The sequence below is a fragment of the Stutzerimonas stutzeri genome (assembly GCF_002890895.1).
Classification (GTDB): Bacteria; Pseudomonadota; Gammaproteobacteria; order Pseudomonadales; family Pseudomonadaceae; genus Stutzerimonas; species Stutzerimonas stutzeri_AB.
In genome coordinates this window covers 233,358-257,911 of record NZ_POUL01000004.1, presented here as the reverse complement: position 1 = coordinate 257,911, position 24,554 = coordinate 233,358, and the positions used below count along the sequence as shown (strand labels likewise).

Below are 24,554 nucleotides of genomic sequence, written 5' to 3'. Positions count from 1 at the left end.
GCCTTCGTCGTTCGTTTTTGCAGGCGCGCCATTGGAGTTTCGCCCATGCCCTTGCAGCTGTCGTTTGGTGAAGCCACCGCCACCGGCCCCCGCGAAGAAAACCAGGACGCCCTGCGGATCGTGACACCGACCCCGGGCCTTGCTGCCAGCAAGGGGGCGCTGTTCGCCATCGCCGATGGCGTCAGCCACTGCGCTGACGGCGGCCTCGCCGCTCGGGCGACCCTGCAGGCATTGGCGACCGACTACTACGCCACGCCGGAAACCTGGACCGTCGCGCAGTCGCTGGATCGACTGTTGGTAGCGCACAATCGCTGGCTACAGGCCAAAGGCGGCGGGCTGCCGCTGCTCACGACCCTGACCGCGCTGGTACTGCGCGGGCGCCGCTTCACCCTCGCCCATGTTGGCGATTGTCGCGCCTACCGCTGGTTGAATGGGGAGCTGCAGCGGCTAAGCGAAGACCATGTCTGGGAACAACCCAACATGCAGCACGTGCTCAAGCGCGCGATGGGGCTGGACCAGCACCTGGTGGTGGATTATCTCGACGGCGAACTCAGGCTTGGCGAAAGCTTTGTGCTGCTGAGCGACGGCGTCTGGGCCAGCATTACCGAGGGCGATATTCAGAACATCCTGCGGGCCGAGCCGGATCTCGCGCGCGCGGCCCATGCGCTGGTCCATCTCGCCCACCAGACCGGCAGCCAGGACAACGCCAGCGCGCTGCTGCTCCGGGTCGACGAACTGCCGGAAACGGCGCTGGCTGACTCACTCGCGCAACTGGCGAGCTGGCCCCTGCCGCCAAAGCTGCGCCCGGGGCAGGTGTTCGAAGGCTGGACAGTCACGGCGTTATTGGCCGAGTCGCGGCAATCGCGGGTTTACCGGGTCAGCGATCAGCAGGGTCAGCCCTGGCTGTTGAAGACCTTGCCGCCAGGTCGTCATGACGAGCCTCAAGCCGGGCCGGCACTGCTGCAGGAAGAATGGTTTTTACGCCGCGTCGCTGGCCGGCACTTTCCGGAAACCCACGGCCTGCCGCAGCGCCAGCACCTGTACTACGTCCAGCGCGAGTACAGCGGCCAGACCCTCGCCCAGCTGTTCACCCAGCAGGGCTCGATGGCGATGGTCGACTGGTTGCAGCTGACGCCACGCCTGATCCGCACGCTGGGCATGTTGCATCGGCGCAACATCCTGCACCGCGACATCAAGCCGGAAAATCTGCACAGCGATGATGCCGGTGAGCTACGCCTGCTGGACTTCGGCCTCGCCTACTGCCCGGGCCTGTCCCAGGATCAACCGCACAACCTGCCGGGTACGCCGAGCTACATCGCCCCGGAAGCCTTTGCTGGCGCAGAGCCAAGCCGGGAACAGGACCTCTACGCAGCCGGCGTCACGCTTTTTTATCTGCTCACAGGCCACTACCCGTACGGCGAAATCGAAGCCTTCCAGCGGCCGCGTTTCGGCAACCCGGTGCCGGCCAGTCGCTATCGCCCCGACCTGCCCCAATGGCTGGACGACATGCTCAAACGCGCCGTCGCGGCTGATCCCTCACAGCGCTTCGAAACGGCGGAAGAATGGCTGTTGACCCTGGAACAGGGCGAGCGCCTGGCAGGCGCTGCACCCAAACTGCCGCTGCTGGAGCGTGAACCGTTGAAGGTCTGGCGCAGCCTGGCCTTGTGCTCACTGCTGTTGAACCTGGTCATGCTCGTCTGGTGGGCGAAAGGCGCTTAGCGATCAGCCTGCCGTCAAATGCTGACGCGTCGGACGATCAAGCCTTGCCGAGAAACGCGCGTCAGCTGCCGCACACACTCCTCCAGACGCTCCGCGCTCGGCGCCTGGACGACCGCCAGGTCAAAACTGTTGGAGGCGAAGTGCGCCAGCGACTCATCAGCTCCGGTGAACTGAACGACAAAGGCGCGCGGTCTGCCCCAGCGCTTCGGCCAGCCATCCAGATAGCGCAGAAGCGAGGGCTGATGGCTACCGCCAAGGAGGATTTTTGGATTGCTACGAACCAGCCCGCCAGTGATCGGGGCCAAGCGTAGAGGAGCGCGTTGCAGTGCATTCATTGGGAGAAGTCCCGCCTCAAGAATTCCGCTGGGCAGCGGTGGGAGGCGACACCGAACCAGCGCTTTAGCGGTATTTCGAAGCCTTCGGCTCCGGGCGCCCCGCAAGTAGCTGACTAAATCGGCGCATGGGCTGAACAATAGAAAAGCGGCACGGCGGCTGTCAACGGCCAATTTCCGGCAGGCTTGGGTGCCGGCCTGCACCAGTGCTGCGCAGAGCGCTTCATCGCGGTGCAATAAATCGCCAATTGCGTTCACGTAACGGCAGCTAAACCGCTGAAAACACTCAAAAGCCCGGTTGGCACAGCCTCTGCATTACCTGCCTCACATAGGCCAGACCTTCAACGTGGAGGGTCGGGCTCCGAATACGGAAAAAAGGACAAAGGCGTCCTCACTGGGAGATCAGTGGGACGCCTTTTTTCGTTCTGGATTTTTACAACGGCACGGCAGGCAGCTATCGACTGCTCGGTCTACGGGGAGAACGGCATGAAGAAACTCAAGCTGGTGATGATCGGCAACGGCATGGCCGGGGTACGCACCCTGGAAGAGCTGCTCAAGCTTGCCCCCGAGCTTTACGACATCACCGTGTTCGGTGCCGAGCCGCATCCCAACTACAACCGAATCCTGCTCTCCCCTGTGCTGGCCGGAGAGCAGACCTTCGAGGAGATCGTGCTCAACGATCTCAAGTGGTACGCCGACAACAACATCCGCTTGATGCTGAACCGCAAGGTGGTCGAGATCGACAGGGTCAAGCGCCGTGTGATCGCTGAGGATGGCAGCGAGGCGGAATATGACCGACTGCTGATCGCCACAGGGTCGAATCCCTTCATCCTGCCGGTTCCCGGCAATGATCTGGAGGGCGTGATCGGTTATCGCGACATCGCTGACACGCAGGCGATGATGGACGCTGCCAAGACCCACAAGCACGCCGTGGTAATCGGTGGCGGACTGCTTGGGCTGGAAGCCGCCAACGGTCTGAAGCTGCGCGGCATGGACGTCACGGTTGTGCACATCGGTGAATGGCCGATGGAGCGCCAGCTCGACAAGACGGCCGGCACCCTCCTGCAGAACGCCCTGGAAAGCCGCGGCTTGAGCTTCAAGATGAAAAAGCAGACCGCCGAGCTGATCGGCAACGAAGCCGGTCGGGTCAAGGCCGTGCGCTTTGCCGATGACGAGGTCATCGACGCCGATCTGGTGGTGATGGCCGCCGGTATCCGACCCAACAGCGCGCTGGCCGAGAAGGCCGGCATCCCCTGTGACCGCGGCATCCTGGTCAATGACACCCTGCAAACCTATGACCCGCGCGTGTATGCCGTCGGCGAGTGTGCCAACCATCGCGGCACAGCCTACGGCCTGGTGGCGCCGCTGTTCGAGCAGGCCAAGGTCTGCGCCAACCACCTGGCGATGCTCGGTTTCTCGCGCTATCTCGGCTCGGTGACCTCGACCAAGCTCAAGGTCACCGGCATCGACCTGTTCTCCGCTGGCGATTTTCTCGGCGGTGAAGGCACCGAGACCATCACCCTTTCCGACCCCATCGGCGGGGTCTACAAGAAGCTGGTGATCAAGGACAACATTCTCGTCGGCGCTTGCCTGTACGGCGATACGGCCGACGGTGGCTGGTATTTCCGTCAGGTGCGCGAAGGCCATAACGTCAGCGAAATTCGCGATCACCTGATGTTCGGTGAAGGCGCCATCGGTGACACCGGTCATCAGGGCCAGAACAAGGCGATGGCCATGCCCGACGGCATGGAAGTCTGCGGCTGCAACGGTGTGTGCAAGGGCGACATCGTCAAGGCGATTCAGGAGCACGGGCTGTTCTCCGTTGACGACGTGAAGAAGCACACCAAGGCGGCCAGCTCCTGCGGCTCCTGTGCCGGGCTGGTCGAACAGATCCTGATGAACACCGTTGGCGGCGCGGCGGACGTAAAGCCCAAGAGCGAGAAAGCCATCTGCGGGTGCAGTGATCTCCCGCATGGGCAGGTGCGCAAAGCCATTGTCGAGCAACACCTGATCAGCATTCCGGATGTGATGAGCTACCTGAACTGGCGCACTCCCAACGGCTGCGCCACCTGCCGCCCGGCGTTGAACTACTACCTCATCTCCTCCTGGCCGGGCGAAGCGAAGGACGACCCCCAGTCGCGCTTCATCAACGAGCGCGCCCACGCCAATATCCAGAAAGACGGCACCTACTCGGTGGTGCCCCGCATGTTCGGCGGCGTGACCAATGCTGCCGAGCTGCGCCGCATTGCGGATGTTGCCGACAAGTACCAGGTGCCGATGGTCAAGGTCACCGGTGGCCAGCGCATCGACCTGCTGGGCATCAAGAAAGATGACCTGCCGAACGTCTGGCAGGATCTGGACATGCCGGACGGCCACGCCTACGGCAAATCCATTCGTACCGTGAAGACCTGCGTCGGCAAGGAATTCTGCCGCTTCGGCACCCAGAACTCGACCGCGCTGGGCATCGATCTGGAGAAGGCGCTGTTCGGTATGTACTCGCCGCACAAGGTCAAGCTGGCCGTCTCCGCCTGTCCACGCAACTGCGCCGAATCGGGCATCAAGGACGTCGGCATCATCGGCGTGGACTCGGGCTGGGAGCTCTACGTCGGCGGCAATGGCGGGATCAAGACCGAGGCCGGTGAATTCTTCGTCAAGGTCAAGACCGCGGACGAAGTCGCCGAGTACAGCTTTGCCTTTCTTCAGCTCTACCGCGAAGAAGCCTTCTACCTCGAGCGCACCGTGCACTACATGCAGCGGGTCGGCCTGGAACACATCAAGAAGGTCGTTCTCGAGGACGAAGCCCGGCGCAAGGCGCTGGCCCAGCGGCTGATGTTCTCGCTGAGTTTCGAGGGCGACGGCTGGAAGAAGGCCATCGCCGAGCAATCGTTGAAGAAAGAGTACGAAACCATCCAGTTGACCCAGATCGAGCCGGCATGAGCGGCCGCCGTCAGCTCCAGCCGATCACCCCATCGCGAGGAAATACTCCATGAAATGGTTCGATATCTGCTCCCTGGACGAGATCAACCCACTCGGCGCACGCATTGTCGCCGGGCCGAAAGGCGACATTGCGGTATTCCGTACCGCCGACGATCAAGTGTTCGCGCTGGACGACCGCTGCCCGCACAAGGGCGGCCCACTGTCCCAGGGCATCGTGTTCGGTAAGCAGGTCGCCTGCCCGCTGCACAACTGGCAGATCAACCTCGACAGCGGCGAAGCGGTCGCGCCCGATGTTGGCTGTGCGCACCGCCATGAAGCCCGCATCGAGAACGGTCGCGTGCTGCTTTCGCTGAACAGCGCAACTGAGTGCGCCTGAGCGTGGCGGGCAACCGTAGGGTGGGCCGGGCGGCGCTCCGCTTCAGCCCACCAACCCGCGCAACCGCAGCTCGGGTTATAGAAGAGAGATGCGTGCTGGAAATTCAATGCTGAAGACCGTTGCTAAAGCCAAGCCACGGTGGGCTAAAGCCCACCCTACGGTTAGGGAATCTCATCAGGAGACCGCGCCATGCAAATGACAACCGCCTCTACCTGCTGCTACTGCGGCGTGGGCTGCGGCGTGCTGATCGAGCACGACGGCGAGCGCATCCTTGATGTCAACGGCGACCCCAGCCATCCAGCAAACTTCGGCAAGCTGTGCAGCAAGGGCTCGACCCTGCACCTGACCGGCGATCTCGACGCCCGGGCGCTCTACCCCGAGCTGCGCTTGGGCAAAGCCCTGGCCCGTACACGTACCGGCTGGGACAGCGCGCTCGATCATGCTGCCAATGTATTCGCCGAGACCATCGCCGAGCACGGGCCGGACAGTGTTGCCTTCTATATCTCCGGGCAGTTGCTGACCGAGGATTACTACGCGTTCAACAAGCTGGCCCGCGCGCTGGTGGGCACTAACAACATCGACTCGAACTCGCGCCTGTGCATGTCCTCAGCCGTGGTTGGCTACAAGCGCAGCCTCGGTGCCGACGCGCCACCCTGCAGTTACGAAGACATTGAGCAAAGCGACTGCGTGCTGATCGTCGGCAGCAACATGGCCTATGCGCATCCGGTGCTGTTTCGCCGACTCGAAGAAGCCAAGGCTAAACGACCCGAGATGCAGGTCATCGTGGTCGATCCACGGCTTACCGACACCGCCGAGCTGGCCGACCAGCATCTGGCGATTCTTCCGGGCACGGACGTCGCGCTGTTCCACGGCATCCTGCACATACTGCTGTGGGAGGGCTGGATCGACCGGGACTTCGTCGAAGCCCACACCGACGGTTTCGAGGACCTGAAGCGCCTGGTTCGCGACTACAGCCCGGCCCTGGTCGCGGACCTCTGCGGCATCAGCGTGGCCGAGCTGCAGGATTGCGCGCGCACGATCGGCAGCGCGCCGAGCTTCCTTTCGCTCTGGTGCATGGGCGTCAACCAGTCCACGGCCGGCAGCGCCAAGAACAGTGCATTGATCAACCTGCATCTGGCTACCGGGCAGATTGGCAAGCCTGGCGCCGGCCCCTTCTCGCTGACCGGTCAGCCCAATGCCATGGGTGGCCGCGAGACGGGCAGCCTGTCCAACCTGCTACCCGGTCATCGCGAAGCTGGCAATGCCGAGCATCGCGCCGAGGTCGCCGACTATTGGGGCGTGCCGGCACTGCCGGAAACCGCTGGTCTCTCGGCCATCGAGCTGTTCGAGGCGGTGCGCAGCGGCAAGATCAAAGCCCTGTGGATCGCCTGCACCAACCCCGCGCAATCGATGCCGGACCAGCAGAAGGTTCACGAAGCCCTAGCGGCTTGCCCGTTCGTGGTGGTGCAGGAAGCCTTCTTCACCACTGAAACCTGCCGCTACGCCGACCTGCTATTACCCGCCGCCAGTTGGGGCGAAAAGGAAGGCACGGTGACCAATTCCGAACGCCGCGTCAGCCATGTGCGCTCGGCCATCACCGCACCGGGTGAGGCGCGTGCCGACTGGTCGATCACCTGCGATTTTGCTCGGCGGCTGGAAAGCCTGATGCGTCCCGGTCAGGCCAGCCTGTTCGACTTCAACAACCCAGCGGCGCTGTTCGAGGAATACAAGCTGCTCACGCAGGGCCGCGACCTTGACCTGTCCGGCCTCAGCCACGCCGTGATCGACCGTCTCGGCCCGCAGCAATGGCCTTTCCCCGCTGGTGCTCGGCAAGGCACGCCGCGGCTCTACGAAGACGGGGTGTTCCCGACCGACAACGGCCGCGCACGTTTCCTCGCCGAGCAATATCAGGCGCCGAAGGAGAAGCGCGAGGCGCGGTTCCCGTTGACGCTGAACACCGGCCGCCTGCGTGATCACTGGCACGGCATGAGCCGCACCGGAACCGCTGCGCGCCTATTCGGCCACGTCGAAGAAGCACTGCTCAGCATGAACGGCAATGACATGCGCCGTCGTCGCCTGCTCGATGGCCAACTGGTCAAGGTGCGTAGCCGCCGTGGCGAGCTGCTGTTGCCGGTTCACAAGGACGACAGCCTACGTCCGGGCCAGGCTTTCCTGCCGATGCATTGGGGTGACCGCTTCCTCAAGGGCTTGGGCGTCAACAGCCTCACGCTGCCGGCCTTCGACCCGATTTCCAAGCAACCGGAACTCAAGCACGCCGGGGTCGAGGTGGAAAAGATTGAGCTGCCGTGGCAGTTCTTTGCCCTCGTCGAAGGCTCCGTGCAGAAACGCTTCGAAGCGCTGCGCCCGCTGTTCGAAGGCTTCGCCTACGCCAGCTTCAGCCTGACCGGCCGCGAGCGGCCGGCGCTGGTGATCCGCGCGGCATGCAACGAGCCGCCTAGCTGCACGCAACTGGCGCAACTTGAGCAACTGCTCGGCCTGGATGAAGGCCCTGTGCTGGTCTATGACGACCCGCGACGCAGCGTCGGCAAGCGGGTGCGTATCGAGGATGGCCGTATTGTCGCCCTCAGTCTGTCCGGCGAAACCGCCGCGCGCGACTGGCTCAAGCAACTCTGGCACGACGGCAAGGCCGACCAGGCACTGCGCCGCTGGTTGCTCGCGCCGTTGAGCACGCCGCCAGGCGGCGACGTGCGCCCCGCGAAGACGCTTTGCAACTGCATGAACGTCAGCCAGGACGCGATCTGTTCAGGCATTGAGCGGGGCCTGGATTTGAATGGATTGAAGCGGGAGCTGGGTTGCGGCACCAGCTGCGGCTCCTGTGTACCGGAAATCAAGCGGCTGCTGGTGAAACAACCGGCAGTGGCTTGAACATCAACAGCTGGCGATGCCAGGCGCGTCGCCGACGTGATTAAAGCAACAGGTGAGGTGGAAACATGAGCGCAAAAGTCTGGCTGGTTGGCGCTGGGCCCGGTGATCCGGAGCTGCTGACACTCAAGGCCGTACGCGCCATGGGTGAGGCACAGGTCGTACTGATCGATGATCTGGTCAATCCCGCCATTCTCGAACACTGCCCCAACGCACGGGTGATCCCAGTGGGCAAACGCGGCGGCTGCCGGTCGACACCACAAGCCTTCATCCATCGGTTGATGCTGCGCTATGCACGCCAGGGCAAATGCGTGGTGCGCCTGAAAGGTGGCGATCCGTGCATTTTCGGCCGCGGTGGCGAAGAAGCCGAATGGCTGGCCCAGCGCGGGATAGAGGTCGAACTGGTGAATGGCATCACCGCCGGCCTGGCTGGTGCCACACAGTGCGGTATCTCGCTGACCCAGCGCGGCGTGGCACGCGGCGTGACGCTGGTCACCGCGCACACGCTCGACGGCAGCAGCCCCGAGTGGCATGCGCTTGCGAAAACCGGCACTACCCTGGTCGTCTACATGGGTGTAAGCAGCTTGCAGCAGGTTCAGCTCGGTCTCATGGAAGGCGGCCTGTCGGCCAGCACCCCGGTGGCGATGATCGAAAACGCCTCATTGCCCCAGCAACGCGAATGTCGTTCGCAGCTCGGTGTGATGTGCGCTGACGCAGCCGCTTTTCAGCTCAAGAGCCCAGCGATTCTGGTCATCGGTGAGGTCGCGGCGCAGGCCGTAACGCAGGTTTTGAGCCGAATCGCATAGCCTGCGTGCATTGGACTCACAAAGGCGTTTGATTGGTTCGGTGGCCATGATGGCAATGCGATGGTAGTTTCCGCGCCCCACATTTAGGCACGGAGCCAACCGATGAAAACGCCCGCATATTTCGCTGCCCTAGCTGCTGCAGCCTTGCTGACAGGCTGCGTCGTGCAAAGCACGTACACCAAGACCGTAACGGTGACAAAAGATCCGAGCGGAAAAGTGTTGAACATCACCGAGACCGAAACCGTGGTGCAGCCTGCCCAGGGCTATCCAGTCAAGTTGCAACTGATCAAGAACGTTCAGCCATAACTGGGTGCGTCATCTGCAGGTCCAGCGGGATATAAAAAAACCGCGACCCTGAGGTCGCGGTTTTTTTGTCACGGCTCGAGCATCACGCCTTCTGCCGCAGCTTCTCCGGTTTGATCAGGAAGCGCGCCAATGCAGGCAGCAGCCAGATCGCGCCGACCATGTTCCAGAGGAACATGAAGGTCAACATCAAGCCCATGTCAGCCTGGAACTTGATCGCCGAGAACACCCAGGTGAACACACCGATCGCCAGGCAGATGCCGGTGAAAACCACCGCCTTGCCTGTCGACTTCAGGGTTTCGTAATAGGCATCCTGCAGCGTCATGCCCTGGCGCAGGTAGGATTCCAGACGGCTGTAGATATAGATGCCGTAGTCCACACCAATACCCACCCCGAGTGCGATCACCGGCAGCGTCGCGACTTTTACGCCAATCCCCATGAAGGCCATCAACGCGTTGCCTAGGATGGAAGTCAGCACCAGTGGCAGGACGATGCACAGGGTCGCAGCGACGGAGCGGAAGGTCAGCAAGCACATGAAACTCACCGCTGCGTAGACCGCAATCAGCATGGTGGTTTCGGAGGCGGCGATGACTTCGTTGGTCGCTGCTTCGATACCGGCATTGCCTGCAGCAAGGACGAACTCTAGCCCTTCGCGGTTGTTTTCCTCGGCGAACTCGCGGGCCGCAGAAACAACATGCTCCAGCGTCTCGGCTTTGTGGTCATTGAGGAACACCAGCACCGGCGCGAGCGAGCAATCACTGTTGTACATGCCTTCGGCGCGAGCGATGGAGCTGTTCAGCACGAACTGGTTACGAGACAAGGTCTCCCACTTCAGGCTGCCCTCGTTCATGCCCTTGATGCTTTGCCGCGCCACGGTGACCATCGACACCGCTGACTGGACACCCTCAGTGTTCTCCATTTTCCACATCAGCTCGTCCATGGCGGCGAGCGTGTCGTAATGGGCACAGCCCTCGGGCGCCGTCTTTACCATCACCACCAGCACGTCCGAACTGGTCGAGTAGTTGCTGATGACGAAGTCGTTGTCGAGGTTGTAACGCGAGTCCGGGTGCAGTTCCGGTGCGCCCTGGTCGAGGTCACCGATCTTCAGGTTCTGTCCGTACCAAAGTCCACCACCCACGGCGAGCAGCGCAATGACAATGGAAATAGGCGCGACGATCGGGTTGGCAAAGTTGGACAGCAGACGCCAGAACGGGTGGTTACGCGCGGCCTCCTCTCGAGCCTGCTTGACGGCACGCTGACTGATGCCCATGTAGGAAATCGCCACCGGCAGCAGGATCAGGTTGGTCAGAATAATGACCGCCACACCCAGCGAAGCACCGATCGCCAGTTCGCGGATTACCCCGATATCGATCAACAGCAGGGTCACGAAGCCGACGGCGTCGGACGCCAAGGCCACCATGCCGGGAATGAACAGTTGGCGGAACGCCATCCGTGCCGCAGCTAACGGGTCGTCGGTTTCGCCGGAAGCCATGGCGATACCGTTGATCTTCTGCACGCCATGGGAGATCCCGATGGCAAATACCAGGAACGGCACCAGCATCGAATAGGGATCGAGCCCGAATCCAAGGGTGTGCAGCAGACCAAGCTGCCAGGCCACGGCAATCAGGGTAGTCACCACTACCGCGATGGTGCTCTTGAAGCAGCGGGTGAACCACAACAGCAGCGCCAGCGTGATGCCGATGGCGACAAAGAAGAACAGTGCGACGCCGACCAGACCATCAATCAGGTCACCGACCTTTTTGGCGAAACCGATGATGTGAATCTCCACATTCGGATTCTGCGCCTCGTACTTGTCGCGAATCTTCTCTTCCAGCTCGTGAGAGAACTTCTGGTAGTCGAGCTTGATCTGCTTGCTGCGATCATCCGGATCCGAGTAGGACTCCATCAGCGGCACGTCGATGATGCTGGACTTGAAGTCGTTGGCGACCAGACGCCCGACCTGACCCGACTTGAGAATGTTGCTGCGAAGGTCATCGAGACTTTCCGGCGACCCGTCATAGGTCTGTGGAATGACCTCACCGCCGGCGAAGCCCTGCTCTGTCACCTCGGTCCAGCGAACGCTGGGACTCCAAAGCGACTTCATGTTGGAGCGGTCGACACCCTGGATATAGAACACTTCGTCATGGATCTGACGCAGCGTTTCCATGTAGTCCTTGGCGAAGATGTCACCGTCCTTGGCTGCCACGGAGATCCGCACCGTGTTGCCCAGGTTGGCCAGATCATCGCGATGCTGGAGCATGTTCTGAATGTAGGGATGCCCGAGCGGGATCATCTTTTCGAAGCTGGTCGAAGGACGAACCTGGGCAGCCTGGTAGAACAGGAACACGCTGATCAACAGGCAGACAAGGATCACTGCCGGTCGATTGTTGAATATCAGGCGCTCGAGAAACGACGCCGGCTTCTGCTGATGCTTGGTCATGTTGGCTCCGGCTTATTGTTGTTGTGCAGGCAGGTTGGCGCCGGTCGGCGAAACGATCCTGACACCACTCTGCCCGACGAGGATCAGGTTGCCGTCCGGATTGGAGACGACGCCCGACAGGGAGCGCCGGTCAGGCCGGCTAAACAGCGTGAAGCTCTTTCCGCTGTCCTCGCTGCTGAGCACGGTGCCACCGTGGCCGACTACGACGATGCGTCCATCGGCCAGCCTGTTGCCATCAGCCAGTCCCGACTCGACCGCATCACCATCGTCCAACAGCTCGATGGCTTGCCAGCTATCGCCAAAGTCGGTTGAGCGGAACAGGTTGCCGCGCAGGCCAAACGCGACCACGACACCCGGTTCGCCACCGCCAACGACGCCAAAGAACGAGCCCTGATAAGGAGACTCAACGCGCTCCCAGGTCTCACCTATGTCGGCGGAGCGGAACATGCCGCCCATCTCGCCGACGATGAACAGGCCGGACCCGGGAATCTCGGCAATGGCATTGAGGTGAGAGCCGTCCTCGTTGTCCAGGCGATCGGCAACGTCTTCCCAGTTCTCGCCGCCGTCGGTGGTTTCCAACAACACGCCGTAAGCGCCGGTGGCGAAACCGTGCTGGGCATTCTCGAACCAGACGTCGAGCAACGGCACTTCGCCTTCGCGGTTCTCGTACTGCTGCGTCCAGGTCTGACCGCCGTCCGTGGTGCCGAGGATCAGCGCGTCGTGACCGACCGCCCAACCGTGCTGTTCGTCAGCGAAGTACACCGCCGTCAGCAGCTGCCGGGTAGGCACCTTGGCCTGGGTCCAGCTGGAACCACCGTCGTCGGAATAGAGGATGTGGCCGCGATCACCGGCCGCCACCAGACGCTTGCCGGCATGGGCAATATCGAGAAGCAAGCTTGTGGCGGCTTTCTGCGATTCGATCGCATATCGAACGCCCGGCTCGGCAGGGTTTTGGGCCTGAGCAGGCGCGGCTAGAAACAGGATGGAGAGAACACTGCAGAGCGAGAGCGTTCTTGCCAGCGGCGATTGACTACGGAACATCGGCGTGCGTGTCGTTTTTTCCACGCGGCCAACCGGTGTGCGCCACATGACGGGCTCACTCATACATACCCCCTTTATTCTTATTAGGTAAGGCCTGCGTAGGAAGGCAGGCGAGGCCATGCTATAGGGCTTTCGAAAGCGGCGGCAATTGGCTGGACGTTATGTTTTGTTAAGCATGGCTCAATGATGTTGCGTGATAGGTATGCCTTATGGCACGGCGCTTGGCGCTCTTCTTCTCCGGCATTGGAAGGGGATGTCTGATCGCGACCGGCTAGCACCTCTGTGAACGAAAAATCCCGCGGCAAGCGCGGGATTCTCGACAGTCATTGCCTCAAGTCGCAGCCCTGATCAGGCAAGGCTCTTGCTTACCACCTCGTAGACATCACTCGACAAGTCACCGGAGGCCAGGATGCGCTCCAACTCTGTTTTCATCAGGCCCTGACGACCGGCATCGTACTTGCGCCAGCGGGTCAGCGGTGCCAGCAGCCGTGAAGCGATCTGCGGATTGAGCTTGTTGAGTACGATTACCTGGTCAGCGAGGAAGCGATAACCAGCGCCATCGGCCCGGTGGAAGTTGACCAGGTTCTGATTGGCGAAGGCCCCGATCAACGCACGCACCTTGTTCGGGTTCTTCAGCGTGAACGCCGGATGCTGCATCAGATGCTGGACGCGCTCCAAGCCACCCGGTTGCGTATTGCCGGCCTGGACGCTGAACCACTGATCCATGACCAGCGGGTTGTCCTTGAAGTGCTCGGCAAAGGCTTCCAGTGCCTTGGCGCGCTCGGCCTCGAAGTTCGAATTGACCAATACCGCCAACGCCGTCAGGCGCTCGGTCATGTTATCGGCCTGCTCGAACTGGTCGACGCAGGCAGCCACCACGTCCGGCTTGCCGCTGAGCATCAGGTATGACAGCGCGATGTTTTGCAAGGCGCGACGGGCGAAGTGGCTGGCTTCAGCGACATAGGCCGTCTGGCGCGACACCTCGCGATTGGCCTGATAACGCTTCCAGAGCAGATCGTACAGAGCAGCAGAAATACCATGGCGAGCGAAGTCGCGCGCTGCGTGGATGGCATCGACGTCAGCCACCTCACTGATTTCGGTGAGGTAGGCCTCACTCGGCAGTGACAGCATTTCGGCAACCATGGCCTGATCGAGACTCTCATCTTCCAGCTGGCTGCGCAGCGCAGCAACGAGCCGTTGATCCAGCTGCAACGCTTCGCCGCGCTGGTGTTGACCGATCATCTCTTGCAGCACCTGAACCGACAGCTGCTGGCCCGCTTCCCAGCGATTGAAGCCGTCGGAGTCATGCTGCATCAGGAACATCAACTGATCGCGGCTGTAGGGGAAGTCCAGCTTCACCGGTGCGGAGAAACCGCGCAACAGCGACGGCAGTGGCTGCTCTGGCACGTCGACAAAAGTGAAGGTCTGCTCAGGCTGGTCGACTGCCAACACACGGGTAGTGCCCACTGCAGCGTCTTCGCCTTGGAGGCGCAAGGCGATTTCATTGCCCTGCCCGTCCAGCAGGCCCAGCGAGACCGGGATGACGAACGCCGACTTCTCGCTCTGCCCAGGCGTCGGCGGGCAGCTCTGGCGGAACGTCAGGCTGTAGGTTTTTGCGGTGGCGTCGTATTGCTCGCTGACAACCAGACGCGGTGTGCCAGCCTGACTGTACCAGCGCTTGAACTGGGTCAGGTCGGCGCCGTTGGCGTCTTCCATGGCCTTGACGAAATCGTCAACAGTGACGGCCTGGCCATCATGCCGCTCGAAGTAGAGGTCGCTGCCCTTGCGGAAACCCTCCTCGCCCAGCAGCGTCTGGATCATGCGAACCACTTCGGCGCCCTTCTCGTAAACGGTCAGGGTGTAGAAGTTGGAGATTTCGATGAAGGATTCCGGGCGTACCGAATGCGCCATCGGGCCGGCGTCCTCGGCGAACTGATGGGTGCGCAGGTAGGACACGTCCTCCACCCGCTTAACAGTCGGCGAGTTCATATCAGCGGAAAACTGCGAGTCGCGGAATACCGTGAAGCCTTCCTTCAGCGACAGCTGGAACCAGTCGCGGCAAGTCACGCGGTTGCCCGACCAGTTGTGGAAATACTCGTGAGCGACGATGGCCTCGACGCGCTGGTGAGCAGCATCAGTGGCCGTTTCGGCGCGCGCCAGCACCGCGCTGGAGTTGAAGATGTTGAGGCCCTTGTTCTCCATGGCGCCCATGTTGAAGTCGTTGACCGCGACGATCATGAAGATATCCAGATCGTATTCGCGGCCGTAGGCTTCCTCGTCCCACTTCATGGACTTCTTCAGGCTGTCCATGGCGTGCTGGCATTTGTCGACATTCTCCGGCTCGACGTAGATGCGCAGCGCTACATCCCGACCGCTCATGGTGGTGAAGCTGTCCTCGATACACCAGAGGTCACCCGCCACCAGGGCGAACAGATAGGCTGGCTTCTTGAACGGATCTTCCCAGGTCGCCCAGTGACGGCCGTCGTCTTCTTCGCCGCTGGCCAGCGGGTTGCCGTTGGACAGCAGGATCGGATAGGCCTGCTTCTCGGCGCTGACCGTCGTGGTGAAGGTGCTCATCACATCCGGGCGGTCCAGGTAATAGGTGATCTTGCGGAAGCCTTCGGCCTCACATTGGGTGCAGAACATGCTGCCGGATTTGTAGAGGCCCTCCAGCGCCGTGTTGCTTTCAGGGTGAATCACCACTGTGCTGTCGAGGGTGAAGTTCGCCGCGTCGGGCTGCAGCGTCAGGCTTTCTTCGCCGACTTCATAATCGCCCAGGCCGAGCTGACGGTCGTTGATCGCCAGCGATAGCAGCTCGAGATCCTGGCCATCCAGCCGCAGGGAAGGCAGACCGGCACCCGCCTCCGGGTTCCGCCGCATGACCAGCTGCGCATGGACCACAGTGCGGTCCTCGTACAGCTCGAAGGTCAGGTGGGTTTCATCGATCAGGTAATCCGGAACCTGATAATCCTTGAGATGAATGACTTTCGGTTGTTCGATGCGCATCGGCTGGGCCTCTTCGAGGCAGCTAAAAGCGGCGAGCTTGAAGCTGCAAGTGAATAGCATCTGTCGGGCGGATCGTCATGCGTGATCCAACCAGTAGCTGCATGATCGATCCGTAGGGTGGATGTCGCTTTCTACATCCACCAATAATTTGCCGCTGTGTTCATTTGGGTGGACGGCCACCCGTGGATCGCCACCCGGTGGATCGCCACCCGGTGGATCGCCACCCGGTGGATCGGTGACGCGTGATCCACCCTACGCCGCGCTGCTTGCAGCTACCTGATACGACGTGAACTTGCGAACGTTGATAACGCCTGTATCGAGAATCAGATATTGACCCTTGATGCCACGCAGGGTGCCTTCGACCACCGGCGTCTTTTCCAGGTCCAGGCTGACGATCTTGGTTGGGTAGGCCTCAACGGGGTAGCGGATTTCCAGCACCTGTGCATCGGCCACTGGCTGGATCGCCTGTAGCCCGTAGCGCTGTTGCAGCTCCCGCAACCCTTCGGCGCAGGCATCGAAGATCTGTTCACGGATCTCGACCAGATCAATGGGCTCAGCATCGCCCTTGAGCAGCGCGCGCCAGTTGGTGCGGTCTGCCACCTGACTGCGCAACAGGTCTTCGACCATACCCGACTGTTGTCGAGTCGCGACGCGCATGATCGGCAGCGCCTGGCTGGCGCCCTGATCGAGCCAGCGCGTCGGCAGTTGCGTAGCACGTGTGATGCCAACCTTGATGCCCGACGAGTTGGCGAGATACACCACGTGGTCGGTCATGCAGAAGTCCATGCCCCACTGCGGATCGCGGCAGGTGCCGAAGTCGTGGTGGCATTTTTCCGGGCTCATGATGCAGATGTCGCATTGCGGCAGTTTCTTGAAGCAGGGATAGCAATAACCCTGGCTGAAACTCTTGTTGGTCTTGCGACCACAGTGGCTGCAATGGATGGCGCCCAGGTACTCCAGCCGAATCGTCTTGCCGATCAGTGGATTGACCGGAACCAGCGTGTCGTTCAGGCGGAAGGAATACTGGGCCTGATCACCCAGTTGAATCGACATCTTGCTCAGGGCGCCGCGTCCCAGCTCGAGCATCAGTGTCGGGTCCCGGAAGCGGGTGAAAACAGGCTGGTATCGATTGGCGCCTTGTTCTTGCTCTTGGAGGCGCATTCCTGGCCACCCATGTAGCCGGTACGTTCCTCTTCCGGCAGATTCTTCAGCTCCCAGGCGATCATTGCGCCGAGGCAGGTTTCCTTCTGTTCGGGCGTCAACTTGCGGCCGTCGCTCCACTTGCCCAGCTCGACGGCGGTCTTCAGGTTTTCGTAGATTTCAGGGGTGATGTTTTCGATGGCTTCGATAAAGGACGACATGACCGGCTCCCGGGGAAACGAGGGCGCATTCTACCGAGCGCCGCGGTTTTAGGGAAAACCGATCAGCCGTTGTGCTGCACTAGACCGCGGCCCTGCGGCGCGACAGCAGCCCCCCTAGAATGCCCGTCAGGCAGCCGGCCACCAGCCCGCCAACGTGGGCTGCGTTGGCAATCGCCAAGGCGCCGAAGCTGACCACTTCGATCACGCCCGTCAGGCAGATCACCAGCCAGACCAGCATCAGCACCACAACGCCTGGGGGCAACCGGTAGGCCTCGTCGGGCGACAGTTTCTGGAACAGCCAACAATGCCCGAGCAGTCCGTACAAGACGCCGGATAGGCCGCCAAATAGGCCCGGGCCGCCGTAGGTGTATTGCGCCACGTTGGACACGACACCGAACACCAGCGTAAGGCCAAGCAACATCAGCGCACCTTGTCGATATTCGATGCGCCGCCCGAGTTCCCAGTACCACATTGAGTTCATGGCAAGGTGCAGGAAGCCGAAATGGACGAAGATGGGCGTCACCAGTCGCCACCACTCCCCGGCGGCCAGCGTCTGCTCGAGCGTCGCAAAGTAGGCGTACTCACCGTCGATGCGGAAGTCACCAAAGCTGAACCAGCGGATGGTCTCGAAGTTTTCACCAAGCATGGTGATCGCGGCGGCGATCACCGTCAGCAGCAACACGGCTGCTGTCAGCGGGCTGCGGCGAAGGCTGGCTAAGAAACCGCCGCCCCGGCGTGCCGGTTGTTCGGCCACCACAGCGCCATCGCCCTTGGGGTAGCGCTGATACAGCTCTCGGACCTGTTCAGCGGTTGCTGCCGGCACCCGCAACACCTGCTCGCCGGACTCTTCCGAGACCCGGCAAGGGACCTGCAGGCGATGCAACAAGGCGATGAATCCGCTCAGGTCTTCTGACAATGGCAGGCGCAGCGCCTCAACGATGTTCATCTATCGCTCCACGTCTACCCAGACGAACTTCGCCGGGTCGAGTCTGGTTTCCTCATCGAGCCGGTAGGCGACGAGCTTGCCGTATTTCACCGCGCTGTAATCAAGACAGGCGAGGTTGGGGCGGATCGGCGCCGGCGTTCCGCTGCGCCAGTAGTGCCCGACAAACAACAGCGGGTCATCGGGGCCATAGAGCAACAGTTTATTTTTCTGACTTGTGCTGAGCGGCATCCGCGCAGCCTTCTCCGGCAGGCCGTCGGGCTGAAAAACGATATCGCCGTAGGTCTGGGGGTTCTCTTCCCAGAACTTCGTTCTGAAAAAACTTCGGGTGAAGCCTTCAGCACTGGTCAAGGTCAGGCCTTCCGGCAGCGGCATGTCGGTGCCGCGCAGGAGCCGGTCCAGCGCCTTGGCAGCGAAGCCCTGGCTGAACGCCGCGTCACGCAGAAAATCCAGATCGACGCGGCCCTGGCTCAGCCGCAGTCGCAGTCGCAGCTGACTGATCACAGCGTTGTCCCAGCACGCATGCACGACGCGAAAACGCTCGCTTTCGAGGTACAGCGGTAAGGTCATGAACCATTCGCGGAAGGCACTCCACTCTTCCGAATATTGCTCGAACTGCTCAAAGGTATGCTGCAACAGCATGGCGTAACGCGGCGTGTGATCACGAACGAAGGTCTTGCCGCTCTCGGGCGGTGCCGGGGTATACCAGCCCAGCGCGTTGAATTCGTGATTGCCCATGATGCAATGCGCCTGCCCCGCTTCAACCATTGCATGGACCAGATGCAGCGCCTCGCGAATTCGGGGGCCGCGATCGATGATGTCGCCAAGAAAGATCACTTGTCGGCGTGGATGCCGCCACACATCGCCGTGCTTACGATAGCCCAGCTGCTCGAGCAGGCGGGTCAAGGTGTGGGCACAACCATGCACGTCCCCGATCAGGTCGTAGCTGCGCTCCGGGTCGACAAACACTATTCCCCTCCACCGAGTCGGCTGCCCCAGCCAAGTTTGGTGCGGCAGACCTCGTAATAATTGTGGTCAAGCGGGTGGATCAGGTGAAGCTTTTGCGGTTTCTTGCGCACCGTGACGGTATCGCCTGGCGCACAGGTGAAATGGTTCTGCCCATCACAGGAGACCTGCGGATAGATCTGCATGTTCGGGGAAACGACGATTTTCAGCTCGCTGTTGCCATCCACCACGATCGGCCGGCTGGACAAGGTATGCGGGTACATCGGAACAACCACGATCGCATCCAGGCGTGGGTGCATGATCGGCCCGCCGGCGGACAGCGCATAGGCCGTAGAGCCTGTGGGGGTGGCAATGATCAGCCCGTCGGCCTTCTGACTGCAGACGAACTGACCATCGATGTACAGCTCGAACTCGATCATCCGGGTCGACTTGCCGGGATGCAGCACCACGTCGTTGAGCGCGTCGCCTTCACCGATGGACTCCTCGAAGCGCCGCACCTGAGCCTCGAGCAGGAAACGATTCTCGAGCGTGTATTGCCCACTGAGCACCTCCGCGACCTTCTCTTCCAGCTCATCAGGGCGGATGTCGGTGAGAAACCCAAGGCTGCCACGGTTGATCCCCAGCACCGGGACCCGATGTTTGGCCAGCGCACGCGCCGCGCCCAGCAGGCTGCCGTCGCCACCCACCACGATCACCAGATCGCAGGAATCGCCGAGACGCTGCCGCGACGAGGTCTGCATGCCATGGCCAGGCAGCACCTCAGCGATGTTTTCTTCGAGAATCACGTGCAGGTGGCGCTCCACGAGGAATCTCTTCAACCGGCGAATGGTATCCAGCACCTGGGAACTGCCCAGGCGGCCAATGATGCCGATATTGCGGAACTGATCCATTGAAGCTCCCTGAGGCGAGACGGGTGACAAGCAATTGCGCAACAGAAGAAACACCGACCGGCCGAAGCTTAACAGGCACTGATTTGGTGTCGCGTAGGCACACTCAAGTTCAACGCCCTGTGTTGACCTGGATGCCCTGTCGCAATGCAGCCGACGAATTATGGGCGAAAGCTGGAAGTGGCAGCAAACCAACCTCGGCTATGCTGCTTGCATGAATCTTCCTTGTCTTGGTGATCTGCTTCCCAGCCTGCAGCACCCCGCCGTGCGGGATCTCGCCTGGGCGCTGCTTTCGCCACCTTTGCTGAGCGAAGCCCCGGCACCACAGCGACACCCCCTCACGGCCAGCCGCTGGGCTGATCAGCCTGATGAACTCGCGGACTGGCTGCGCCTGCTCGACACGCAGCCGGGCGTTCTTGATGCCTGGCTTGCACAACGCAGTGTTCGGCGGCTGGGCCTGTATTACGAGCGACTCTGGCAATTTGCGTTGTGCCAGGCGCCGGATATCGATCTGCTGGTGGCAAATCTGCCGATCCGTCAAGACGGTCATACCCTCGGCGAACTGGATCTGCTCCTGCGCGACCGGGAAGGCGTCCATCACCTGGAACTGGCCGTCAAGTTCTACCTTGGGCTGGACGGCGACAGCGCACGGCACGATCGCTGGCTGGGCCCCGGCAGCCACGACCGGCTCGATATCAAGCTGCGGCGGCTTTGCGAGCATCAACTCAGGCTGCCGTCGGAGCCCGCCGCGCAGCTGCTGCTCAGCGAGCTGACCTGCGCCCAGATCAACAGCGCACTGTGGCTGGGCGGCTATCTGTTCCGGCCGCTAGCAAGCAGGTGCTCTGCGCCTGTTGGCGCCGACCCAAGACATCTGGGCGGGCGCTGGCTGCGTCACCCAGACTGGGCCAGCTTCGCTGGACACGACGATCGCGCCACCTGGCAACCGCTACCCCGGCATGCATGGCTGGCACCTGCGCAGATGCCGCTGGATGACGTTTGGAAGCGGGCCGATTTCGATCGTTGGCTCAGCGAAGTAGAGGGTCAGCGCCAAGCGAAAATGCTGGTGCGCCTGGAGCCGCAGGCGAACGGGACCTGGATCGAACAAGAGCGTCTGTTCCTGGTACCCAGCGCCTGGCCGGCTCACTGAGCCGCAGCTGACGTGAAAACGTCATCCGCATCCTGCAGACTTGAGCGGCGACAGCAGTGCCACCTCCTTTCACCGCAAGGGTCAGCCTCGATGAGCTCGGACCAGCTCCATTCAAACGCCCCGGAACACTCGAGTCCGTGGACAATTTTTCTGTTATTTCTGCGCCTGGGCCTGACCTCATTTGGCGGTCCGGTGGCGCACCTGGGGTATTTCCGTGAAGAGTTCGTCCACCGCCGGCGCTGGCTCGACGAGCAACGCTATGCGGATTTGGTTGCGCTCTGTCAGTTTCTCCCCGGCCCGGCGAGCAGCCAGGTCGGGATCGCCATAGGGTTGCTGAGGGGCGGCTATCGCGGTTCTCTTGCGGCCTGGACGGGATTCACCCTGCCCTCAGCGATCGCGCTGGCATTGTTCGCGCTTGGCGTCGGCCGCTGGGGAAACAGCTTGCCGGACGGAGTCCTCCACGGACTGAAAATCGTCGCGGTCGCGGTCGTAGCTCAGGCGGTATGGGGAATGGCGCGTAATCTGTGCACCGATGGCCCGCGTATCGCTATCGCCCTGCTGGCTGCATGCGCCGTTCTGCTGTTGGCCAGTGCCTGGGCGCAGCTGGTCGTCATTGCCATCTCCGGTCTGACGGGACTGCTGATGTTTCGTCCTGCTGCGGCGTCCGGCCTGACGCACTTCCAGCCTCGCGTGAGCCGAACAGCCGGCGTCGTGGCGCTGCTGCTGTTCTTTGCATTACTGCTGCTGCTGCCTGCCTTGGCTGCTGTCTCAAGCAACCAGCTGGTGGCGATGGTCGACAGCTTCTACCGCGCCGGGGCCTTAGTCTTCGGGGGCGGCCACGTGGTGCTGCCGCTACTGCAAGCCGAAGTCGTGCCCAACGGCTGGGTCAGCAACGACACGTTTATGGCCGGTTACGGCGCAGCCCAGGCGGTCCCAGGACCGCTGTTCACCTTCTCAGCTTTTCTCGGGGCCTCGATGGACAGCGGCAGCAGTCTGATCAATGCCGCGCTGTGCCTGATTGCCGTGTTCATCCCGTCGTTTCTACTGGTATTTGGCGCTATGCCTTTCTGGGATCGTCTGCGCGCCAATCGAAGGATGCAGGCTGCGCTGGGCGGTGTGAATGCGGCGGTGGTCGGCCTGTTACTTGCTGCGCTGTACGATCCGGTGTGGACCAGCGCGATTTTTGGTCCCGGTGACATTGTCCTGGCAGCGATTGCTCTGGCAGCACTGATGGTGTGGAAGCTTCCGCCTTGGCTGGTGGTGATGGCCGGTGGCATCGGCGGCTGGCTACTTGTCATGCTGAGCTAGGATCACATCGGCTCAACCGCTGAGTTCGGTACGCCCGCCGGAACGTGCGAGGTAACCGCTACCCTGCTCACAGAGCAACGTCGCATAATCCTCCGCCGACAGCCCGTCGAGGCCGCCCCGCAGCGGATAAGCGCTGAAGCCCAACTGCGTCAGCAGAAACACCGCGCTGGCGCTGCGTTTGCCGTTGTCGCAGTAACACAGGTACAACCGATCCTGCTTTAGCAATCGCGTCTTCAGCCGCAACAGATGCAGTGGCATCGTCAGCGCTTGCTGGGCATGCCCCCGCTCATACTCTTCCAGCAACCGGACATCCAGCCATTGAGCAGCCTGCTCGATCAGCGCGTTGGCCTCCTCGAGGCTGAGCTCGTCAACCACCGGCGCTTTCAATAGCGCAACGAAATTCTCACGCGCCAGCTTTAGCACGCAGCCATCCTCGATCAGCGTAACGGTGGCGTTACGCGGTGCGTCGGTCAGCAGCGCTTCTTCCCCAAAACAGGCTCCGACGTCCAGCTCCGCCACTACCTGGCTGGCGCTGCCAAGGCCGGTCATGACTTCGGCGCGGCCGCTCTTCAGAAAGTAGCAACAGTCGCCAGCCTCACCTTCACGCAGCAGCACGTGGCCGGCCGGGAGGTCGATGGTTTCGAGCTTGGTAAGCATGTCGCGTACGTTTGCTGGGGGCACCTTGGCGAACAACGGGTTTTCCAGCAACGCTTCGAGCCAGTCGGTCAGCTCACCTGCCGTTGCCAGCTCCAACAGCAGATCGGCATTGGCATGCTGCCATGTCACAAGGCGCTCGAGCTGCGCACTGTCGATGCACAACACGCTGGCATCTTCCAGGGCGCAGACTTTGTTCAGCCGTACGCCGGAGGCAAAAACATGGCAACTTTCAGACGAGCCCGCAACCAAACGACGCTCGCCATCCGGCGTCAGCTGCAACAGGGTGCCGCTGAGCAGAAAATAGCTAAGCCCCGACGGCGTCTGCTCATCGAACAGCACCTCGCCTGGTGCGAGGGTACGCGACACCAACTGATGACGAATCTCCTGCAAATACCGAGACGGCAGCGTGTTGAGCGGAACCAGGCGTTGGAGCAGATCCGAAGCTAGCGGCTTGTTCATCCATGAATCCCAAGGGAGCGAGAGGTCAGCGCAGCAGCTCTTCCAGTTGCGCCTCGGCAGCTCTCCTGCCCTGCAGGCCACCGGTGTGCACGAAGATGAGCCGCGTACCAGCGGCAAAATAACCGCCCTGTACACTAAGGCGCAATGCCATCATCGCCTTGGCCGTGTAAACAGGCTCCAGCGGCACCCCTGCCATCGCTTCGGTCTCCAGCAGGAACCGAGCCAGCGGCTCATCGAATCGACCGAAGCCACCGCGGCAGGCATCGATCAGCTGATACCCAGAATCAGCTGTGCCAGCGTCATGCAGCAATCGACTCACCTCGTCCGCTACACCGTGCGAAGGCGGGCCTGCCAGGGCTCCATGGACCGTTCTCCTGCGCTGCTGCGCCTCACCGATCACCAACCCGGCCAAGGTGGTACCGGTGCCCGCGGCAAGCCACCAGCCGTCGTAATCCGTCCACCCGAGGGCGGCCAGGCGAGTTTGCGCATGACCGACCAACGGAGCGCAACCCAGCGCACCAGCAAGCCCGCCACCACCTTCAGGCACGCTGTAGTAGTCAGGATACCGGTCGCGCCAGGTATCGAAGAAATCCGCCCGGTGCCGATCGCGATAACCGCCATAACCCAGCCAGTGCAACTGCATGCCGAAGCGCTGCAAGTCTTCGACAGTCGCTGTTTGCTGCGCATGGCCGCGCAGCAGCCCAACGCTGCCCAGGCCGTAACGCTTGGCCGCCGCTGCAAGCGCGTGCAAGTGATTGGAATGAGGGCCGCCAACGCTGATCAGCCCTGACGCGCCGCCGGCCTGTGCCGCAGCGAGGTGGTGGACGAGCTTGAACCACTTGTTGCCGGACAGCTCGGGGTCGATCAGATCCAGGCGCAGCATGGCAACCTGAACATCGGCTGCGTGCAGCCAAGGCAAATCAAGCCGCTGCAGCGGTATCGAGGCCAGACTGGGGATGGACACAGAAATAATAGAGACCCTG

At 61.8% G+C, this 24,554-nt stretch carries 19 protein-coding genes; 8 read left to right on the top strand and 11 right to left on the bottom strand.

Annotated features, from left to right (window positions below; all coding sequences use genetic code 11):
- The first annotated feature begins 45 nt into the window (after nt 1–45).
- Nucleotides 46–1,719, top strand: a complete 1,674-nt coding sequence (locus CXK96_RS09530) for a bifunctional protein-serine/threonine kinase/phosphatase (RefSeq protein ID WP_102836222.1) — start codon at nt 46–48, stop codon at nt 1,717–1,719.
- Nucleotides 1,720–1,733: 14 nt separating this feature from the next.
- Here CXK96_RS09530 and CXK96_RS09525 read toward each other — a convergent pair whose 3' ends face one another.
- Nucleotides 1,734–2,054: a hypothetical protein gene (locus tag CXK96_RS09525; protein WP_102836221.1), complete on the bottom strand. Its 321-nt coding sequence runs from the start codon at nt 2,052–2,054 to the stop codon at nt 1,734–1,736.
- Between the two features lie 483 nt (nt 2,055–2,537).
- Here CXK96_RS09525 and nirB point away from each other — a divergent pair, with 483 nt between their 5' ends.
- The 5 genes from nirB (at nt 2,538) to CXK96_RS09500 (ending at nt 9,359) form a co-directional block, all read left to right on the top strand.
- Nucleotides 2,538–4,988, top strand: coding sequence for a nitrite reductase large subunit NirB (gene nirB / locus CXK96_RS09520; protein WP_102836220.1), 2,451 nt, complete (start codon nt 2,538–2,540; stop codon nt 4,986–4,988).
- A 49-nt stretch (nt 4,989–5,037) separates the two neighbouring features.
- Nucleotides 5,038–5,364, top strand: coding sequence for a nitrite reductase small subunit NirD (nirD, locus tag CXK96_RS09515; protein ID WP_102836219.1), 327 nt, complete (start codon nt 5,038–5,040; stop codon nt 5,362–5,364).
- 189 nt (nt 5,365–5,553) lie between these two features.
- Nucleotides 5,554–8,250 carry a nitrate reductase gene (locus CXK96_RS09510; RefSeq protein ID WP_102836218.1) on the top strand — a complete coding sequence of 899 codons (2,697 nt, stop codon included), beginning with the start codon at nt 5,554–5,556 and terminating at the stop codon, nt 8,248–8,250.
- A gap of 65 nt (nt 8,251–8,315) precedes the next feature.
- Nucleotides 8,316–9,053, top strand: coding sequence for a uroporphyrinogen-III C-methyltransferase (cobA, locus tag CXK96_RS09505; RefSeq protein WP_102836217.1), 738 nt, complete (start codon nt 8,316–8,318; stop codon nt 9,051–9,053).
- A gap of 102 nt (nt 9,054–9,155) precedes the next feature.
- Entirely contained in the window at nt 9,156–9,359 is a 204-nt protein-coding gene (locus CXK96_RS09500) for a hypothetical protein (protein ID WP_102836216.1), read from the top strand.
- A gap of 82 nt (nt 9,360–9,441) precedes the next feature.
- Here the strand turns inward: CXK96_RS09500 and CXK96_RS09495 are convergent, their stop codons facing one another.
- The 8 genes from CXK96_RS09495 to CXK96_RS09460 form a co-directional block, all read right to left on the bottom strand.
- On the bottom strand, nt 9,442–11,796 hold the full coding sequence (locus tag CXK96_RS09495; protein WP_102836215.1) for an efflux RND transporter permease subunit: 2,355 nt from the start codon (nt 11,794–11,796) through the stop codon (nt 9,442–9,444).
- A gap of 12 nt (nt 11,797–11,808) precedes the next feature.
- A complete protein-coding gene (locus CXK96_RS09490; RefSeq protein WP_102836214.1) occupies nt 11,809–12,900 on the bottom strand; it encodes a WD40/YVTN/BNR-like repeat-containing protein in 1,092 nt (363 codons plus the stop codon).
- 285 nt (nt 12,901–13,185) lie between these two features.
- Nucleotides 13,186–15,843, bottom strand: a complete 2,658-nt coding sequence (pepN, locus tag CXK96_RS09485; RefSeq protein WP_102836416.1) for an aminopeptidase N — start codon at nt 15,841–15,843, stop codon at nt 13,186–13,188.
- Nucleotides 15,844–16,095: 252 nt separating this feature from the next.
- Nucleotides 16,096–16,929, bottom strand: coding sequence for a DUF2797 domain-containing protein (locus CXK96_RS09480; RefSeq protein ID WP_102836213.1), 834 nt, complete (start codon nt 16,927–16,929; stop codon nt 16,096–16,098).
- Complete coding sequence (locus CXK96_RS09475; protein ID WP_102836212.1) at nt 16,929–17,204, bottom strand: YeaC family protein; 276 nt, start codon at nt 17,202–17,204, stop codon at nt 16,929–16,931. Before CXK96_RS09475 ends, CXK96_RS09480 begins: the two co-directional genes overlap by 1 nt.
- Before the next feature lie 79 nt (nt 17,205–17,283).
- Complete coding sequence (locus tag CXK96_RS09470) at nt 17,284–18,150, bottom strand: rhomboid family intramembrane serine protease (protein ID WP_102836211.1); 867 nt, start codon at nt 18,148–18,150, stop codon at nt 17,284–17,286.
- On the bottom strand, nt 18,151–19,116 hold the full coding sequence (locus tag CXK96_RS09465) for a metallophosphoesterase (RefSeq protein WP_102836210.1): 966 nt from the start codon (nt 19,114–19,116) through the stop codon (nt 18,151–18,153).
- Nucleotides 19,116–20,003: an NAD(+) kinase gene (locus tag CXK96_RS09460; protein ID WP_045426155.1), complete on the bottom strand. Its 888-nt coding sequence runs from the start codon at nt 20,001–20,003 to the stop codon at nt 19,116–19,118. Before CXK96_RS09460 ends, CXK96_RS09465 begins: the two co-directional genes overlap by 1 nt.
- Nucleotides 20,004–20,214: 211 nt before the next feature.
- Between CXK96_RS09460 and CXK96_RS09455 the strand changes: the two genes are divergently transcribed.
- Nucleotides 20,215–21,147 (top strand): DUF1853 family protein, encoded by a 933-nt coding sequence (locus tag CXK96_RS09455; RefSeq protein ID WP_102836415.1) that lies wholly within the window; start codon nt 20,215–20,217, stop codon nt 21,145–21,147.
- Nucleotides 21,148–21,237: 90 nt separating this feature from the next.
- Nucleotides 21,238–22,455, top strand: a complete 1,218-nt coding sequence (gene chrA / locus CXK96_RS09450) for a chromate efflux transporter (RefSeq protein ID WP_102836209.1) — start codon at nt 21,238–21,240, stop codon at nt 22,453–22,455.
- 12 nt (nt 22,456–22,467) lie between these two features.
- Here the strand turns inward: chrA and CXK96_RS09445 are convergent, their stop codons facing one another.
- Nucleotides 22,468–23,571, bottom strand: coding sequence for a cyclic nucleotide-binding domain-containing protein (locus tag CXK96_RS09445; RefSeq protein WP_102836208.1), 1,104 nt, complete (start codon nt 23,569–23,571; stop codon nt 22,468–22,470).
- Between the two features lie 25 nt (nt 23,572–23,596).
- Nucleotides 23,597–24,541 carry a 1-aminocyclopropane-1-carboxylate deaminase/D-cysteine desulfhydrase gene (locus tag CXK96_RS09440; protein WP_256061655.1) on the bottom strand — a complete coding sequence of 315 codons (945 nt, stop codon included), beginning with the start codon at nt 24,539–24,541 and terminating at the stop codon, nt 23,597–23,599.
- Nucleotides 24,542–24,554 lie beyond the last annotated feature (13 nt).